The organism is Anaerobacillus sp. ABA4_114 (assembly GCF_056159065.1).
In genome coordinates this window covers 1,124,971-1,142,888 of record NZ_JBSWUM010000001.1, presented here as the reverse complement: position 1 = coordinate 1,142,888, position 17,918 = coordinate 1,124,971, and the positions used below count along the sequence as shown (strand labels likewise).

The 17,918-nt window shown below is 40.7% G+C and carries 18 protein-coding genes; 4 read left to right on the top strand and 14 right to left on the bottom strand.

Annotated features, from left to right (window positions below; translation table 11 throughout):
- Positions 1-135: 135 nt before the first annotated feature.
- Positions 136-990, bottom strand: a complete 855-nt coding sequence (proC, locus tag ACXAEY_RS05610; RefSeq protein WP_270179625.1) for a pyrroline-5-carboxylate reductase — start codon at positions 988-990, stop codon at positions 136-138.
- 162 nt (positions 991-1,152) lie between these two features.
- Here proC and ACXAEY_RS05605 point away from each other — a divergent pair, with 162 nt between their 5' ends.
- Positions 1,153-1,434, top strand: a complete 282-nt coding sequence (locus ACXAEY_RS05605; protein ID WP_474810837.1) for a hypothetical protein — start codon at positions 1,153-1,155, stop codon at positions 1,432-1,434.
- A gap of 17 nt (positions 1,435-1,451) precedes the next feature.
- On the opposite strand, the gene ACXAEY_RS05600 is transcribed toward ACXAEY_RS05605, so the two are convergent.
- The 6 genes from ACXAEY_RS05600 to trmB form a co-directional block, all read right to left on the bottom strand.
- The gene (locus ACXAEY_RS05600; protein WP_474810836.1) at positions 1,452-2,804 is read right to left on the bottom strand and encodes an IS1182 family transposase; all 1,353 of its coding nucleotides are present in this window, start codon (positions 2,802-2,804) and stop codon (positions 1,452-1,454) included.
- Positions 2,805-2,942: 138 nt separating this feature from the next.
- Positions 2,943-4,841, bottom strand: a complete 1,899-nt coding sequence (locus tag ACXAEY_RS05595) for a PTS fructose transporter subunit IIABC (protein WP_474810835.1) — start codon at positions 4,839-4,841, stop codon at positions 2,943-2,945.
- Between the two features lie 19 nt (positions 4,842-4,860).
- On the bottom strand, positions 4,861-5,769 hold the full coding sequence (pfkB, locus tag ACXAEY_RS05590) for a 1-phosphofructokinase (protein WP_270179627.1): 909 nt from the start codon (positions 5,767-5,769) through the stop codon (positions 4,861-4,863).
- Entirely contained in the window at positions 5,766-6,518 is a 753-nt protein-coding gene (locus tag ACXAEY_RS05585) for a DeoR/GlpR family DNA-binding transcription regulator (RefSeq protein ID WP_270179628.1), read from the bottom strand. The genes pfkB and ACXAEY_RS05585 overlap by 4 nt, the downstream gene beginning before the upstream one ends.
- A gap of 166 nt (positions 6,519-6,684) precedes the next feature.
- Positions 6,685-7,527: a YtnP family quorum-quenching lactonase gene (locus tag ACXAEY_RS05580; protein ID WP_270179629.1), complete on the bottom strand. Its 843-nt coding sequence runs from the start codon at positions 7,525-7,527 to the stop codon at positions 6,685-6,687.
- An 87-nt stretch (positions 7,528-7,614) separates the two neighbouring features.
- Positions 7,615-8,253 carry a tRNA (guanosine(46)-N7)-methyltransferase TrmB gene (gene trmB / locus ACXAEY_RS05575; RefSeq protein ID WP_474810834.1) on the bottom strand — a complete coding sequence of 213 codons (639 nt, stop codon included), beginning with the start codon at positions 8,251-8,253 and terminating at the stop codon, positions 7,615-7,617.
- A gap of 143 nt (positions 8,254-8,396) precedes the next feature.
- Here trmB and cydS point away from each other — a divergent pair, with 143 nt between their 5' ends.
- Together cydS and ACXAEY_RS05565 are read left to right on the top strand one after the other, a co-directional pair.
- Positions 8,397-8,492 carry a cytochrome bd oxidase small subunit CydS family protein gene (gene cydS, locus ACXAEY_RS05570; RefSeq protein WP_442865089.1) on the top strand — a complete coding sequence of 32 codons (96 nt, stop codon included), beginning with the start codon at positions 8,397-8,399 and terminating at the stop codon, positions 8,490-8,492.
- A gap of 400 nt (positions 8,493-8,892) precedes the next feature.
- Complete coding sequence (locus ACXAEY_RS05565) at positions 8,893-9,171, top strand: YtzH-like family protein (protein ID WP_270179631.1); 279 nt, start codon at positions 8,893-8,895, stop codon at positions 9,169-9,171.
- Here the strand turns inward: ACXAEY_RS05565 and ACXAEY_RS05560 are convergent.
- The 5 genes from ACXAEY_RS05560 to thpR all read right to left on the bottom strand — a co-directional run bounded on the left by ACXAEY_RS05560 (position 9,155) and on the right by thpR (position 13,889).
- Positions 9,155-9,952 (bottom strand): phosphotransferase family protein, encoded by a 798-nt coding sequence (locus ACXAEY_RS05560; protein WP_270179632.1) that lies wholly within the window; start codon positions 9,950-9,952, stop codon positions 9,155-9,157. The two genes, ACXAEY_RS05565 and ACXAEY_RS05560, sit on opposite strands and share 17 nt — an antisense overlap.
- A 138-nt stretch (positions 9,953-10,090) precedes the next feature.
- Positions 10,091-12,229, bottom strand: a complete 2,139-nt coding sequence (gene pulA, locus ACXAEY_RS05555; RefSeq protein ID WP_270179633.1) for a type I pullulanase — start codon at positions 12,227-12,229, stop codon at positions 10,091-10,093.
- 77 nt (positions 12,230-12,306) lie between these two features.
- Positions 12,307-12,990, bottom strand: coding sequence for an LrgB family protein (locus tag ACXAEY_RS05550; protein WP_270179634.1), 684 nt, complete (start codon positions 12,988-12,990; stop codon positions 12,307-12,309).
- 4 nt (positions 12,991-12,994) lie between these two features.
- Complete coding sequence (locus ACXAEY_RS05545; protein ID WP_474810833.1) at positions 12,995-13,363, bottom strand: CidA/LrgA family protein; 369 nt, start codon at positions 13,361-13,363, stop codon at positions 12,995-12,997.
- Positions 13,347-13,889, bottom strand: coding sequence for an RNA 2',3'-cyclic phosphodiesterase (gene thpR / locus ACXAEY_RS05540; protein WP_270179636.1), 543 nt, complete (start codon positions 13,887-13,889; stop codon positions 13,347-13,349). Before thpR ends, ACXAEY_RS05545 begins: the two co-directional genes overlap by 17 nt.
- 208 nt (positions 13,890-14,097) lie before the next feature.
- Here thpR and cysK point away from each other — a divergent pair, with 208 nt between their 5' ends.
- Positions 14,098-15,027, top strand: a complete 930-nt coding sequence (gene cysK / locus ACXAEY_RS05535; protein WP_270179637.1) for a cysteine synthase A — start codon at positions 14,098-14,100, stop codon at positions 15,025-15,027.
- Between the two features lie 34 nt (positions 15,028-15,061).
- Here the strand turns inward: cysK and pepV are convergent, their stop codons facing one another.
- Positions 15,062-16,471: a dipeptidase PepV gene (gene pepV / locus ACXAEY_RS05530; protein ID WP_474810832.1), complete on the bottom strand. Its 1,410-nt coding sequence runs from the start codon at positions 16,469-16,471 to the stop codon at positions 15,062-15,064.
- Positions 16,468-17,487 carry a potassium channel family protein gene (locus ACXAEY_RS05525; protein WP_474810830.1) on the bottom strand — a complete coding sequence of 340 codons (1,020 nt, stop codon included), beginning with the start codon at positions 17,485-17,487 and terminating at the stop codon, positions 16,468-16,470. The genes pepV and ACXAEY_RS05525 overlap by 4 nt, the downstream gene beginning before the upstream one ends.
- Positions 17,488-17,918 lie beyond the last annotated feature (431 nt).

The window sequence follows — 17,918 nt, the reverse complement described above, 5'->3', positions numbered from 1 at the left end:
TACAAATCATCCAATTATTATCATATCATATTTTGTCTATTATTCTACTAACATTTTTTAGAAATGAACATTCTGTAACATCTCCCTTAAATTAGCATCAATAAAAAAAGAACCGGAAGACCGGTTCTTTATAACTTATTGCATTACTGGCTTTTTCTCGTTTTCTTCATCGAACTGACTGCTGATTTCTTTTGAACGAACTGCAGCGTTTCTTACGGCTTCAACAAATGCATCTCCACCGCCGTTTTCATAAAGTGCCTCTAGTCCAGCTTGTGTGGTACCGTTCGGTGAAGTGACTTTCTTTCTAAGTTCTGAAGGAGAATCCTCAGACTGTTCTGCCATCATTCCAGCTCCGAGTACTGTTTGCACAGCCATCTTACGAGCTGTTTCTTCTTCAAGCCCACCTTCAACAGCGGCTTTCTCTAAGCTCTCGATCACGTAATAGATATATGCTGGTCCGCTACCTGCAACACCAGTGAACACATCCATTTGTTCTTCATCGATTACTACTGTATCTCCAATAGAACGGATAAGCGCTCTTGCAATTGTAATTTGCTCTTCATCTACATACTTTCCTGCTGCAAGTGCAGAAATTGATTTTCCAATCATGCTTGAAGTGTTCGGCATCACACGAATCACTGGCTGCTCACCTTCTAGGCTTTCTTCGATGAAAGCAGATGGAACGCCAGCTAGAACGGATAATAATAGCTGTTCATTCGTAATATATTCTTCAATTCCCTTAAGAGCTTTTTCAATATCTTTAGGTTTCATTGCTAAAATTACAACATCCGCTTCACGCACAGCGAATTCTATACTTTGCGTTGCAAGAACTCCGTGATTTTCCATTAGTTCTTGACGTCTTTCTTCATTACTTCTATTCGTCATAATAATACGTTCAGGTTCAATTGTACCCGATTCGATCATTCCTGCTGCCATTGCTTCTGCCATTGAACCCGCTCCGATAAACGTTACGGTTTTATTCTGTAGCATGATTTCCTCCTTTGAATTTCCGACAAATCATCTGACATTTCGTCTACGGTCATTTATACTAACACTGCTTCTTATACGCATCAACCGTTATAGAGGAAATAAAAAGCATTTGTACAAGATAGGTAGTGAAAACGCTATCATTTAAACCTGGGATGCATTTGCATGAACGAGATGCTGATATATGCAATCTCACGCCTTCTCACACCATCTCATCACAACTCACTTTTTTACAACAATTGGATAAAACGCAATGAAATGAGCCAAAGAACTTTAAAGCGCGCCTTTTATGATGGTGATTCCGCCTCTGATATGAGCAAAATGCAAAATAAAGAGGCTTCTTATGAAGCCTCAGCTTGTAGAGGAACCCCCGGTTCCTCTACAAGCTTTTTCTTTTATCTTTCTTTTCTTGGTCTTCGTCTTTTGATCTTGGTGGTATTCATATGAAAAAAACTCTCCTTCACCTAGCTCATCCGGTCTAGGTGAAGGGCAATCTTCTTCATGTTCTGACAGGCAGCTGTTAGTAACGCTTGTTCGCGGACTTTTTGTTTTCCTCGCAAACGACAATAACGCAGCCCATGCAGTTCTTTTGAATCTGCGAAGCTACGCTCGACTTTCTCTTTTCTCATGCGATATATCCACTTTCCCTCATTGGAAAGCCGGTTCTCCCGAACTTGTTCTTTCGCACTTTCCCACACATGTCGGGTGATGGTTTTCTGATGTTTATGATTTTGCGTACACTGGGCTAACAGTGGACAGGCCTTACATATAGTTGGGTCAGATTTATAGTGACGATAGCCTTCTCGATCGGTTGTCGCGTATGTTAATGATTCACCCTGCGGACAGACATACTGGTCTACGTTTTCATCGTATGTATATTTCCATTTCGGCATTATTCCTTTTCTGGATTTATAACGACGGTGGGCAATCACCCCAAACACATTTCGTTGTTCTAATCCATGACATATTGGCGTGGTCAAGTAACCGGCATCTAAGCCTACAGCTTCAACGTTAAATCCAAATCGTTTCATCTGTCGGTCTAATCGTTGTAAATAAGGCTTGGAATCATGAATATTACCTGGGGTAATATGAACGTCTGTGATGATGTTAAATTTCATATCTGTCGTGCGATGATCCAAGTAAAAGAACCCTTCAGGCTTGTGTTCTCGATACAAATAGCCACTCTCTGGATCTGTGTCACTGACTTTGATTTCTTTCGTCTTATTCACCTCCTTCTTTTCTTTTAGAGGCTTTTTTCCATGATCAGTCCGATCCTGTTCGACGGCTTCATTCAACTCTTCAATGTAGTCTACCGTTTCAACGTTCACTTCTTTTCTGGAGAACTTCTTCTTATTGGCGTTGGCTTTCAAGTGAGTTGAATCTGTATAAAGCACACGCCCTGAAACCATACGATGGTTCATCGCCTGATGAACGATTTCATCGAAGACCTCTTGAAAGATATCCGTCTCATGGAATCTCATTCGACGATTCCAGCTGATCGTGGAGTGATGAGGCACAGTGTCTGTAAGATTTAATCCTAGAAACCAACGATAAGCGACATTGGTTTGAATTTGACGTTCCAATTCTCGTTCAGACCGAATGCCATAGATGTAACCGATAAACATCATCTTGAACAGCACTAGAGGATCTAGCGAGGGACGTCCGTTGTCTTCACAATAGTAGGGACGTACTTTCTCTGGAATAAAGGAAAAGTCTATGTAGTGATCGATTTTGCGAAGTAAGTGGTTTTCAGGGACTAGTTCATCAATCGTTACCATTTCTAATTCGTTTTGTCGCGCTTTTCTAGATTGAAACAAAGAAATCACCGCCTATAAAGAATCTATCTATAGGGTAACAAAACGAGAGAGCGAAATGAGGGAGAAAGAGGAAAAAACAAAAAACAGGCTGTTGAGACTTTCTCGACAGCCTGAGGCTTCTTATGAAGCCTCTCACTTTTACACCTGCGGTTTGGATTTCTTCAGAATACCTACCATCATTGCCGTTACGACTGTACCGATTACAATTGCAAGGAGATAAAGCAGAATATGCTGAATCGAAATGTTGTTTACAGACCACATTACGAATGCTCCGCCATGTGGAGCTGGTAGCGCTATATTAAAGAGCATTGTCAAAGCCCCTGCAACCGAAGAACCTGCGATGATAGAAGGAATAACCCGCCCGGGATCAGCAGCTGCGAATGGAATAGCCCCCTCTGTTATAAACGAAGCTCCCATGACATAAGCAACTTTTCCAGCTTCTCTTTCTGTTTTATTAAAACGTTTCTTAAAGATCGTGGTCGCTAGTGCCAATCCTAATGGAGGTGTCATTCCTCCCGCCATGATCGCTGCATGATAAGTTAGGTTTCCTGCGTCAATCATCGCGATTCCGAAGGTGAACGCTGCCTTGTTAATCGGTCCACCCATGTCTACAGCCATCATACCCCCAAGGATTAAACCAAGTAGGAGTTTGTTCGTCGTTCCAAGTCCGCCTAACCAGCTTTCTAATCCAGTATTTAAAGCTTGGACCGGTTCGATCACAACATACATCATGATCATACCTGTGATGAAGATACCGAATAGTGGATAAAGCAGAACTGGTTTGATTCCTTCCAAAGATTGAGGAAGACTTGAAAATAGTCTTTTAAGTAAAAGTACAGCATAACCAGCAAGGAAACCTGCGATTAGGCCACCTAGAAAGCCGGCCCCATTCGTCGAGGCCATCAAGCCACCTACAAGACCAGGAGCAAGACCTGGACGATCGGCAATACTCATTGCGATAAATCCGGCAAGAACAGGAATCATAAGTGCAAATGCATTGCCTCCACCGATCGTACTCAGTGCTTCTGCAAAAGGATTGTAACTTGGATGTTCAGGATCTGCTGCATTGATTCCGAAAATAAACGATAAAGCGATTAAGATACCACCACCAACAACAAGTGGTAACATGTTTGATACGCCGTTCATCAGATGCTTATAAAAAACGGGCTGTTTCCCTTTTCTCTCATTTTTCTTCTCATTGATTTCATCTTCATATGAACGAGAGCTTTGAAACACTTCAGCATCACCACTAGCTGAACGTTTTAATAATTCCTCTGGTTTTCTAATTGCCTCTGCTACAGGAACTTCAATCACTTTCTTACCTTTGAAGCGTTCCATCTCTACTTTTGTATCTGCTGCGACAATAATACCATCTGCTTCTTTTATATCTTGATCCGTTAATCTATTCTTTACACCACCAGAACCATTCGTTTCAACTTTTAATGCCAAACCAAGCTCTGAAGCCTTTGACTTTAAAGCATCTGCTGCCATATAGGTATGAGCGATACCTGTCGGGCAAGCTGTAACCGCTAACAACTTTGCTCCTTGTGAGGTTTCTTCCGTGCTGCTTTCTATTTCCTGCTCTTCTTCTTTAGAATCGAAAGCGCTCAATACCTCATCCGTTGACTTAGCATCATTTAAAACCCTTCTAAAATTAGTATCCATCAGAAATGAGGAAAGTCTTGAAAGAGCCTCAAGATGGGTCTGGTTCGCACCTTCAGTAGCTGCGATCATGAAGAAAAGGTGAGCCGGTTGACCATCTAACGAATCATAGTCAATTCCTTCATGAGACCGTCCGAAGACGATCGCTGGTTTTTTTACAGCTGAAGTCTTTGCATGTGGAATTGCAATTCCTTCCCCTATTCCAGTAGTACTTTCTTGCTCACGTTTATGGATTGCTTCTTTAAAGCTTCTTACATCATTTAAGTTTCCCGCACGATCTAGTTTATCAGTGAGCTCATCGATAACCTCTTCTTTCGTTTTTGACGCAAGATTAAGGATAATCGTTTCTTTTGTTAAAAGCTCTGTTATCTTCATCCCGATATTCTCCCCTTTCTTATATAGAACGAACTGTTATTTGAGTTTTTAATGTTTCAATTTCTTCTTTTGTACAGAACTCGTTAGAAAAAGCACTTGCACTACCAGCAGCGATTCCAGTGTGAAAAGCATCTATTAAATCTTTTTTAGATAAGTACATGCTTAGAAATCCAGCGACGACAGAGTCACCTGCTCCTACAGAGTTTTTCACTTCACCCTTTGGCGCGTTGCCTATAAAATCACCTTCTGAGGATAAAAACACGGCGCCTTTCTCAGCAAGGGAAATGATGACGTTCTGTGCTCCAAGGTCTCGAAGTTTTCTACCATATGAAGTTGCTTCTTCGACCGAATTGATCTGTACACCAAAGAACTCACCAAGTTCATGATGATTTGGTTTGACTAAGAAGGGTTTTGAGTCAACTACTTCTTGCAATGCAGTCCCTTTCGTATCAACGATGGCTTCCACACCTTCGGGAAGAGAATCAATAATACTTGAGTAAATTGAGGATGGCACACTTGAAGGAACGCTACCAGCCAACACGACGATGTCACCCGATTCTAGTTCAGACAGTTGTTCGTACAATGATGCAATCGATGATTCATCTATCTCAGGTGAAAGTCCATTAATTTCCGTTTCCATTTCTGCTTTCAACTTGATATTGATCCGGGTATCTCCATCTACTTTAATGAACTGTGGAGATAACCCCTCTTCTTTGAGTGCCGTCTCAATAAATTCTCCTGTAAAACCTCCAATAAATCCTAGCGCTTTAGAAGCATAACCAAGCTTATGAAGAACTCTTGAGACGTTGACACCTTTTCCACCTGCAAATTTCTTATCATGATTCACAATATTAACCTGACCTGCCTCAAAATGCTCCAACCCGACTATATAATCGACTGACGGATTTAATGTAACTGTATATATCATAATTTCACCACTTCTACTGTTGTTTGTTCACTGATCTTATCTAGGTTCGGTTCTGTAAAATGACTGGTTATAATCGTACATTCATGTAGTTCAGCAACCTTACTAAAAGCAGTCTCCCCAATTTTTGAATGGTCAGCTACTATATAAGATTCTTTAGAAAGATCGATCGCTGTTTTCTTCATGATGGCTTCCTCAGGATCGGCGGTTGTATATCCGAAAGACTCATGTATGCCGTTAATTCCAATAAAACTCTTATCAAAACGATAAGTAGAGATGCCCTCTAAAGCTTTGCCACCGATCATCGCACCTGTATTCGGCTTTAGCTTACCTCCGATCAAATATGTCGTGATACCATTTGCGAGAAGTGTTTCGACTACTTGATAACCGTTAGTGACAGCAATTAGGTTTTTACCTCTTAATTGTTCTGCTACCTTTTGGGTTGTCGTACCTGCATCGAGAAAGATGCAATCACCGTCTTCAATAAGACTGGCTGCATAAGTTGCGATAGACGTTTTTTCGGTCAAGTTTTGTGAAGACTTTTCATTTAACGATGGTTCAGTCCATTTTGTCCTGTATTGAGTGGCACCGCCGTGTACTCGTTTTAACTTATCTAACTCTTCAAGTTGAACAAGATCACGACGTATCGTTGAGATAGAAGCTCCTGTGGCTTCACTTAATTCATGGACCGTAGCATTCCCTTGCTCTTTTAGTACTTGTAATATGATGAAATGGCGTTCTGCTGTTAGCACATGTTCACCTTCCTGTCTTAGTTATGTTAAACCCATTATAGTGTAAGCACTTTCATAAATCAATCATTTTTGTTCAAATAAATTCAAAAACAATCAATAAACGATTAAAACCGTTCATTTAGACATAAGAAAAAGACTGCATATGCTGCAGTCTTTTTAACATTACTTACTTTTCTCTTTTTATTTCCTCAATAATTTCATAGCGTTCGTTCCACTTCAGCGCACGATAACTCGCATCATGATAAAAGATAAACCACGCTTCTTCTTTTACAGCTTCATTTATCCACTTTTCCTTGGCGTAGATCGACGTCATCGGATAGTCATCATAAGCCAGGACCCAAAGTGGATTCACATGAGCATGAGTAGGCATCAAATCAGCCATATGGATGATCTTTTGTTCATCTTCGGTCATTGTGATAATACAATGTCCATCACTATGGCCACCTGTGTGGTGCATCTTTAACCCAGGTAGAACTTCTATCGATTCGTTAAAGGTGCGAACTTGATTCACGATCGCTTCCCAGTTCTCTTTCCAGTATGTATTCTTAGAACGAATATTCGGGTGTCTCATTTCATTCCATTCAACTTCAGAAGTATAAATGACTGCATTTGGAAATACAGATCGATACCCTTCACCTGCAGGCTCTGTTAGTCCACATGCATGATCGAAATGCAGATGAGTCATCAATACCATATCAATATCTTCTACGGAGAGCGAGAGTTCCGCTAAACTGTTTTTCACGTCAGACTCTTCATTTACCCCATAATTCCTTTTTTGTTTTTCTGATAGCTTCTCAGAACCTATCCCTGATTCAATAAGGATATTTTTACCTTGCCATTGAACAAGAAGCGGGTCTGTCCTTAGCTCGATTTGATTGCGTTCATTAACCGGATATTTCTTACTCCACAATGGTCTTGGAACAACACCAAACATTGCTCCTCCATCCATGTGAGTAACGCCCCCTCTTAACCAGTGAATCGATAAAGAGCCTAGCTGAAATTTCTCCATGACGATCTCCTTTCACCTACTTAGTTTATTTTTCTCTTTAGTAAACGCTTTCAAATATTATCAAAAAAAGAACCGTTTTCGGTTCTCTTATCGAAACTGAGCGACACAACGGTAAATCCTACTGCCTTTTGAGGAAAACTTCTGTTCATATTCAGTCATGACATTTCCTTCAAAATCACTCTGATGCAAGTCAAGGCTCACTTCATGAAGCACCATTCCATAGTCCGAGAAACTGTGGAGTGCATATTCGAAAAGACCCTGATTATCCGTTTTAAAATGAATCTCACATTGTGATTTTAAAACTGTTTTATAAAGATCTAAAAATGTACGATACATTAATCTTCTTTTTTCGTGTCTATTTTTTGGCCATGGATCAGAAAAATTCAAATAAATTCTGCTCAACTCATTCTCGTTGAAAAGCTCCGTTAGGTTCTGAGCATTTTCGTTCAGCAATCGAACGTTCGTGATGTTTTCCTCGATAAGTTTTTCCAAAGCGGAAACCATTACACTCGGGGATAACTCGATTCCAATAAAATTTATATCAGGATATTGCTTAGCCATTCCGATAATAAATTGGCCTTTCCCTGTTCCTACTTCCAGATGAATTGGATTATTGTTTCCGAAGACCTTGCTCCATTTGCCATTTAACTCAGACGGAGCATTTGGTACTAAGGTAGGATGTTCCGCGAACATATCCTCTGCCCATGGTTTATTGCGCTGACGCATACTTTCACTTCCTTATTTGCCTATCGTTCACACAATCGACATTTTACCATGAAACTTTCCGAATAGGAAGGTCTCATAAAGGCAATCACTCTTGATTTATGTTATCTTGTATTAAAATCAATCCAAACGGGAGGAGTTATCTTATGGAACATTTTCTCATCATGTGGGCTCCATGGATCGTTATAGTATTGTCAGTGCTCGCTCTATTTGGATGGGGCGCAAAAGGAGACACTAAGTAAAACACGGACCAAATAAGTCCGTGTTAGAGTGTAGAGAAAGTCTCGGTGTTGCGATGAGAGTAGACGACCATCTCCGTTTCAATTAACGTTACTCGTCTGTTAAACCATTGGGCGGAAGATTCGTTTTTGATTATATCTCATCAAGTAGGAGAGACGATCGCGGGCTCGTCGTACGGGCGGCCGAGACCGGGGTGTGGGGTTCACCTCGGGCTTGGACGTTCGTCCGCGGAAAGCATGCGATCGTCATCGACTACGGCATCGGGAGCACACCGATTAATGACATAGGTTTCTCTACAAGCTTACACGGACCAAAAATGTCCGTGTTTTTTTATTGATTTTACATAATAAGGCTCAGTTCATGTCATCCTACTCAATAGAATGGTCAAAGGAGGAATGAACAATGCCACTCACGCATGAACATCAGCTCGCGATCTTAGCTGATATTTTAACCAACCACCGTACTGATTGCACAGGTACAACATCTGAATGTGAACAAGTTCAAAGGCTTGCAAAGTTGTTAAAACAAAACCATGTGATCGCTCCTGAGATCAAACAAGTCTTAGATCAGATAGAGGAGTACAGTACAACTGGAGCGCAACAAGCCGATTTATTAAACCATATAGAAACCCACCAGCCAAATTTAAGCCAGTGGGTAGATACCATCAATCATTATCAGTAAGTCGATTTTTATTTAGATTAAGAAGATCTCTCTTCCAATATTCCACTTCTCCGTAGAGACCTTTATAATCGTACCAATAAATGGATAATAGGGTTTGAGCGAGCACATACCAGTACATCCTTTTTCTCAGCCCTTCTGTGACTGACAACCCGTAATGAGTTAACCAGTCTGCCCATTCATTTTTTGGTACGTACCAATATAGCAGCATTCCGATATCTAAAGCTGGATCTGCAACGACAGCCCCGTCCCAATCGATCAAGTATAGATTTCCTTCATCACTGAACATCCAATTATTATGATTGACGTCACAATGACAAACGACTTTTTCTACATGATCAAGATTGTCTTTGTTTGAAGCTAAATAAGACAAAGCACTCTCTACTTCGGGATCTTTTCTATGATGACCATCAAATTTCATGATCAGGTCATGATAGATTACATCTGGGGATAGAGGCTTTTTTCCAAGACGGTGAAGCATTCTAAGAAGTTCTGAAGAACGATGGATCTTCCTTAGCAGCTTTGCTACTCTAGGCTTTTTCATCTCAAACGCCTTCAGCTCTCTCCCAGGCAGCCATTTCTGGGCTGTAATGACGTCCCCATTCTCAAGTCTTTTGGTCCAGAGAAGCTTCGGTACAATTCCTTCCGCCGACAAAACAGCCAGAAAAGGCGAGGAGTTCCTCTTAAGGAATAGTTTCTCGTCTCCATATTGAGCTAAGTATGCTTCACCTGTCGCTCCGCCAGCAGGCGTCACCTGCCAGCCTTCGCCTAAAATGTTCTCCAACAAATTCACCTTCGATTTCTGTTAGTTTGTAGATTCTGGAAGTTTTGACCTCTGCTTTGGCGGCAGAATCTCTGGACGTTGTTCAAAACCGCCTACGAATAAAAAATTATAACACAGGTTAATGAATTCTTCATGTTTTTATTCCATCTTTATTAATACAACAGTGTTTAAAGGCGCTACAAAAATAGAACTGTCATGTGTTTTATCTAATGGATCGATTCCTGCTTCTGTACCATTAGCTACTATCCATTTCTCTCCCTCACCAATATAAATCCATTCAGAATGATGACCGGCATTATGAATCACGACAATCTTATCGTCACTGTGCTCTTGATCTATTCGATAAGCGATCATCGATTCAGGGGAGTCAATAAATTGAATGCTGTGCATCTCATGGATCTCTGACATACGCAAGGCAGAAAAGTACTTTCTGATCTCAATAAGACCCTTCAAGTAGGTAACATTCTCTTTTACAGCCCTCATCCTTCTCCAGTCAAACTTATTGACCCTGTCTGGTGATTTGTAGCTGTTTTCAACCCCATTTTTCGTTCTAAAAAACTCCTGACCGGCATGCAAAAAAGGAATTCCTTGTGAAAGAATCGTAATCGCTGTTGCGAGTCGGTGCATCTGTTGTTTAACTTCTTCGTTAGAATGAGGATGGCTGCGATTCAATCGATCCCATAACGTATGATTATCGTGGCATTCAACATAATTGATCGACTGGGATGCTGTAATAAAATAATCCTCAACACTTCCCATTATACACTTCTTCACGTCTTCTTTAACTGAGAAATTTCCAGTAGCAAATCCTGAAGAATGAGTATCAAATAGTTTTCCTTTAACAGAATCTCTAAAACGGTCGTTAAAAAAGCCGATTCTTGGAAGTTCCTTAGCATGTGAAATCGTTGCCTTACGATAATCAGGTAAGATGGTGTTCAGATGCCATCCTTCTCCAAATAGTAAGATGGTAGGATCGATACAGTCAATCGCATAGCGAACCTCTTTCATCGTTTCTTTATCATGAATGCCCATTAAGTCAAACCGAAATCCATCCACTCCAAATTCTTTCGCCCAGTACGTGACAGAATCGATGATGAGTTTTCTCATCATCTTTCTTTCAGAAGCTGTATCGTTTCCAACACCTGTACCGTTCGAAGGCTTCCCGCCATGATCGTATCGGAAATAATATCCTGGTACGATTTTCTCTAGATTAGAAGCCTCTAGATGGTACACATGATTGTAAACCACATCCATGATAACCCTTAGCCCTTTGTTGTGAATAGCAGCTATCATTTCTTTCACTTCACGTATTCTCGTATAAGGATGATGAGAATCTGTAGAATAGCTACCTTCAGGAACAAAGTAATGAATAGGGTCGTATCCCCAATTGTATTGCGGCTCTGCTTTCATCTCATCTACGCTACCGAAATCCTGAATAGGAAGCAATTCAACGTGCGTAACACCTAACCATTTTATATAGTTCAGTCCTTGTGGAATGCCGTCTTTCTCTGGTAACTCTTCTGTGAAAGCCTTGTATTTCCCTTTATATTTTAGACCGCTTTTCGTTTGGATGCTAAAATCCCTAACGTGTAATTCATAAATGATTGAATCTGAGGATTTCGCATGCGCTGGTTTTACCGTAGGATCCCAATTTGGAGGGTTGGTATTAGAAAGATCTGTGACCATGCCAAATTTACAATTTGAGGTAGCCGCCTTAACATATGGGTCCACTACTTCCTTCGTACTCCCGTTAACCCGAACGCTATACGTGTATAAAGTTCCTTCTCCATAGCCATTCGCTTCACAATCCCATAATCCTTTATCCTGTCGTATCATTGGTAGTTCATCTACTTTTTGAAATAAGTCATTATAAATATTTACAATAACGTTGGTTGCAGTAGGTGCCCAGACTTTGAATAAAGATCCTTTCTTCGTTAGTGAATTGCCAAGTTCACCATCGTAATGGTACTTTTCATCAAAGGCTTTTGTTCGGACAACTTTACCTGTCATCACCAACGCCTCTTCACCACTAGAGTGGATGAGGTAATATTCTGTGCCAGGATGGTAGTCTGAATCTGTTAACAATGAAACGATCCTCTTCTTGCCAAGCTTGAAATCACCATTGATTTCTAGATTGATATCAAGGTGACCATCCGTTAACGTAAAACCTTGATGATCGTCTATACCTTCTTCTACCATTACTGTTATCACATTGAAATCATCCCAATAAGCAGTAAAAGCGTGACTATCAGTTTGATAATTAGAGTGATTTCTCATTGATCCCATCCTTTACAAAGGTGTTTACACATCATCATATTTTCTCTTATAGAAAATGACCGCTTGATTATCTGAATTCATAGCCAATTTATTAAGATAGGAGCTAAGACCGATACACATAGCGCACAAAGGCTCATACCAATCGAACTAACCGCTGCTTCTTCTTGACCGTATTCGAGCGCTTTTGCTGTACCAATCGCATGAGAAGCTCCCCCTAACGCAATACCGACCCCAAGGAAGTTTGTAATCTTAAATAGTTTCAAAATCCATGGACCCGTTACAGCTCCTCCTATTCCAGCGATCATTACGAAAATAACGGCAAGGGCTGGTTCTCCACCGATCATTCTTGAAACCTCCATAGCGACAGGGGTCGTCACATTCTTCGGAACAAAGGAGAACTGAATCACTTCTCCAAATCCAAACAGGAGGGTAAGCCAATAACCTGAAAGAATCCCTAACATGCTTGATAATAGGACAGTTGAAAGAAGCTCGTTTTTGTACTTGTTTAGGAGCTTTCTTTGTTTATATAAGGGATAGGCAAGAGCAACGATCGCTGGTCCTAGAAATGCATCGATAACCTTTCCACCGCTAAAATATGTATCATAAGAAACATCAAAAGATGTGAGCAAGATTACTAACAAGACCGTGCAAGTCAAGATTGGGATTAGGAATGGATATGGCAGAAGTCGATAGAGAAGAGTAAAAATAAAATAGATTGCAATTGTAAAGATTAGCCAAAACATGGCTTGTAATAAAAACATGACGCTATTCCTTTCGATTTACAAGTGACTGACCAATGAAGCCAGTTGTGATCATAATAATCCATGTGCTAACAAGAACGATCGGTATTAACCAAAGACTTTTACCATTAAAGAAATCCAAGTGATTCATTACACCAACAGTAACAGGGATAAAAAATAGCGGCAGGTGGTTCAATAAAAACGTAGCCCCTTTTGAAACCCATTGCTCTGGTAATAGGTTCGTATAGAGGCAAACCAAAAGAAGTACCATTCCTATTACACTTCCTGGAATTAATAAACCGAATAACTTTTGGATTGAGACGCCTATAAGATAGAACCCAAACAATAATGCGAGTTGGAGTATGGTGATGACAAGGTTACTTTTTAAATTCATAACGCGCTACACACTTGTACCTGGGTATTTCAAACGGTGCCACTCTGAATAATCCAATACTTGAGATTTCTTGCGATGCTTTATGAATATCTGGGGTATTTCTCCCTATTTTCTTTTCTGGATATCGCCATTTTTTAGCGAGCGTAATATGAGGACGATACTCTCGGCGATCGACTCTGAAACCGGAATCCTTACAAGCCTCGGCAACCATCTGATGTAAATGCTCTAGGCTCTTGGTCTTCTCCACATCTACATACAGTACACGAGGTTGAGATAATTTTCCGAAGGTCCCGATTTTATTTAGCGTGATCTCAAATGAACTCACATTCTCAGTTATTTCCTTTAGTTGTTCACCTAAATCACTTAATTGCTCTTCCTTCGCTTCACCAAGAAACTGCAATGTAATGTGAAAATCATCCGGTTCAACAACATGCTTAAATAGAGATGTATCTAGGTTTTTCTGCACTGACTTCAGCTCAGATTTCATATCTTCGAGCGTGATCGCAATGAAATAATGGGTGCTCATCTATCCCCCACTCCTTTAGATCTGATTATATTCTACCAAAAAACTGAATCTTCTTGCATTTATCTTTTGAGCCGACTTCTTATCCTCTACTTTATCATTTGCTATAATAGGGAACAGTAAAAGAAGCATCACAATAAAACTTATCCTTAACTTTAACCTTTTATTGGATAAAGATAAACTCTTATAAATTTCGAAAGGATGTGGACACATGATTTACGAAAACATGGCTGAACTTATCGGTAATACTCCTCTTCTTAAATTAAACAGGGTTCCGAATCCTGATGGTGCTAAAATATACGCAAAACTAGAATATTTTAACCCAAGTCGAAGTGTAAAAGACCGAGCAGCTTATAACATGATTGCGACCGCTGAAGAAAAAGGATTACTCAAGTCCGGATCGACCATTATCGAACCTACATCAGGTAATACAGGGATTGGACTAGCAATGAACGCTGCTGCTAGCGGATATCCTGCCATCATCGTCATGCCTGACAACGCGACAGAAGAGCGGATCAAACTCCTTAAAGCTTACGGTGCAAAAGTAGTCTTGACTCCTGCTTCTGAGAAAATGCCTGGTGCAATCAAAAAAGCAAAGGAACTAGCTGAGACAATTGAAGACAGCTTTATTCCAATGCAATTTGAAAATGCTGCAAATCCGGATGCACATCGAACGTCTACTGCTTTGGAAATTATTGAAGCGATGAACGAACTAGGAGTTACCCCTGCCGCTTTTGTTTCCACAGCAGGTACGGGTGGAACGGTAACCGGCACTGGAGAAGTACTAAAAGAACATTACCCGAACATGACTGTTCATGTAGTAGAGCCAGAAGGATCTCCCGTTCTTTCAGGAGGCAAACCTGGAAAACATAAGCTCGTTGGAACGAGTCCTGGTTTTATCCCTGATATTCTTAATACCTCGATCTATGATGAAATTATTCAGATAAAAGACGAACAAGCTTACGAAGTAACCCGTAAACTTGCAAGTCAAGAAGGACTTCTTGTCGGTCCTTCATCAGGAGCAGCCGTTTACGCAGCTATGAAAGTAGCTCAGCGACTTTCCCCTGACCAAGTCGTTGTAACAATGACGTGTGATTCAGGAGAAAGGTATTTATCTAGCGATCTTTTTAGTTCCCTATAACGTGAAACGCCATGGCTTACCGCCATGGCGTTTGTTATTTTGCTAGTTCATAAATCGCTTCCGCGTAGATCGCTGCTGCTTTCAGCAAATCACTAACCTCTACGTATTCATCTTTTTGGTGGGCCATCTGTGGTTTACCTTGGAATAACGCGCCAAATGCAACTCCAGCGTCTAATGACCGGGCATATGTTCCGCCTCCTATTGAAAGAAGTTCAGCAACGTCTCCCGTTTGCTTTTCGTATACTCTTTGTAGTCTTTGAATCAACTCATGATCTTCAGGAACGTGATGGGGTGTCATATGATCAATGATGTTCATCGTAATTCCCTCAGGTCCCGTAACTTTATCAAACTGAGTTTTCACCTCACTAAAATCACATGTAACAGGGTATCGAAGATTGATGCCTATTTTACCTCCGAGTAAAGCTGTGTATGAAAACGTTCCTGCGTTCATGGTTAAATCGCCCGTAATGGTATCCTCACAGTTCACCCCGAGCTTTTCACCCTTGAAATCATCGGTGAGCCACTTAGTAATGAAATCGATATAAGTCGTTCCACCCGTATCAAGACCTACTCCTGAAAGAAATTCTGCTAATCTGAACGCTGCATTATTCCCTTGCTCAGGTTTAGATCCATGCGCTGAAACTCCTTCTATCTCGATGGTCAACGATTCATCTAATGATGTATTCCCACTCAAATGTTTTTGAGATACAAACTCTTCAAAAACCTTTTTTAGTTCAGAAAGCACCTTCTCTTCACCTATTAATACAGCACTAGCGAAATCTGGAACCATATTCAGTCGTTCACCGGCACTGAATGATTTTAACACTAGATCATGTTGCTCTGTCTTCACAGCTGGGAAATGCCATTCAAAATCAGCGATCCCTTTTTCTGCATAAATAATTGGAAAGACTGCGTCTGGCGCAAAGCCCATCACTGGCATTTCTTCTTGCTTGAAGTACGTATCTACACAACGCCACGAACTTTCCTCGTCAGTACCGACGATCATTCGCACTCTCTTCGATAACGAAGGGTATAATTCTTTTACGATGTTCATCGCCCAGTAGGCCGCAATCGTTGGTCCTTTGTCGTCGATCGCTCCTCTTGCATAGAGCTTTCCTTCCCTAAGTTCAGGTTTAAACGGGGGGCTTGTCCATCCGCTACCAGCAGGTACAACATCTACATGACAAAGAATACCGATCGCTTCTTCTCCATCTCCAAATTCCAGATGACCTGCAACATGGTGAACATCTTTCGTTTGATAGCCATCACGCTCTCCTAATCGAAGCATATAATCTAATGCTTCTCGCACCTTATAGCCAAACGGAGCCTCTTCAGTACTATCCTCTTCGTTCAACACACTTTCGATCTCTAATAAGCCATTAAGATCTGATAAAAGCGCTTCTTTTCTCTTAAGCACCTCTTCTGACCAATTCACTTCACTCATGAACCTCTCTCCTTCCCGATCAAACTCTGATAAACCGGCTTATCACAAATCACAAATAGCTTTGCATCGGCTGGTATCGCTTCATCAAGACGGCGATTGATGTCCATGCGATTTCGATCCGCAACGAGTGTTGCCCCCTGTTGAAGTAATCCCTCAAACGCATCTTTATAAGTTGTCCATTCCTTCCTTACAGGAATTTCATATAAATTCTCTCCGTGTCCTCTACTTAACAGCTGAGAGTATACGCTTGAAATCCCTTTTGTAAATGCAGCTCGTACAGCCATACGAGAGATCGCTTCATTGGATAGTACGAACTCATCTACCTGGACATGGGCGAAATTCTTAATATGTTCTTCCTTCATCACTTCTACTGTCGTATGTATCTCAGTTGACATTCTCTCAATAGAGCTTGCGATGATTAGAGACTTTCCATCTGCTAATAACGAATCATGAATCGAATCATCTGAGAAAACGAGTACAGCCCGGGCCTTTGTAATCGCAGCTTTCTTGAGGACTGCTTCTTCTGCAGCATCACCTTGTATGTAATGGATATGATCCGCAACGATAGGTGTTTTTGGAAGTTTATCGATTATGACGATTTCACAATTATCCGAATCCACAATTTCCGATACTGCATAGGAAGCTTTCTGTGACCAACCTATTATGACGATATGATCTTGTCCGTGATAGTTCAATTTCCCTTCCTCCTTCCTCTTTTTCAGTTCTGCTACTCCGTCCACTAATTTCCCTATGACGACCCCTAAAAGTCCAATTCCGACAATGTAAAGGAATATGGCGTATAACCTACCGCCAACTGTCACTGGAAAATAATCACCATAGCCTACAGTGGTTACAGTAGTCATCACCCACCACATCGAGTCGAATAGTGTGGGAAAGGTTTCCGGTTCGATCAGCCTCATAATGAGCGAACTGATTGCGACGAGAGCGACTGTCGTATAAAACATAAACCAGTTATTTAGCTTTAGTGCATTCTTAATGAATAATCGAACGAACATGATGATCCTCCTTTCTATAGCCTGCTCCTATAAGAATAGCAAAGGAAGGAAGAAGAAGGAAGATGTAGACAATGGCATGAAAATTTTTGCCGAAATAAGCGAGATATTGTAAAATAAACTTTAAAGAGGAGGTGTAAACAGGTAAATTAAAGGGAATTGGCAATAGAGGTGGAATTATACTATTATACTAACAATGCCGATATGTTACTGTGAAAGTTAGAAAATCCTTATTTATCATTACACCAAGTTGGGACTTACCCACAACAGCTAGAAATCACTTCCAGTTTAATACGAAGCACTCAGACTAATCAGACTTTCATCTTATTAATGAGGGAATCATCAGAAAATTAAGTATATCTTTACGTTTCCTTCATATTGTTTTAATAGTGAGAAACTATTCTAAGAGTATGGCATTGATTACACGTTAGGGA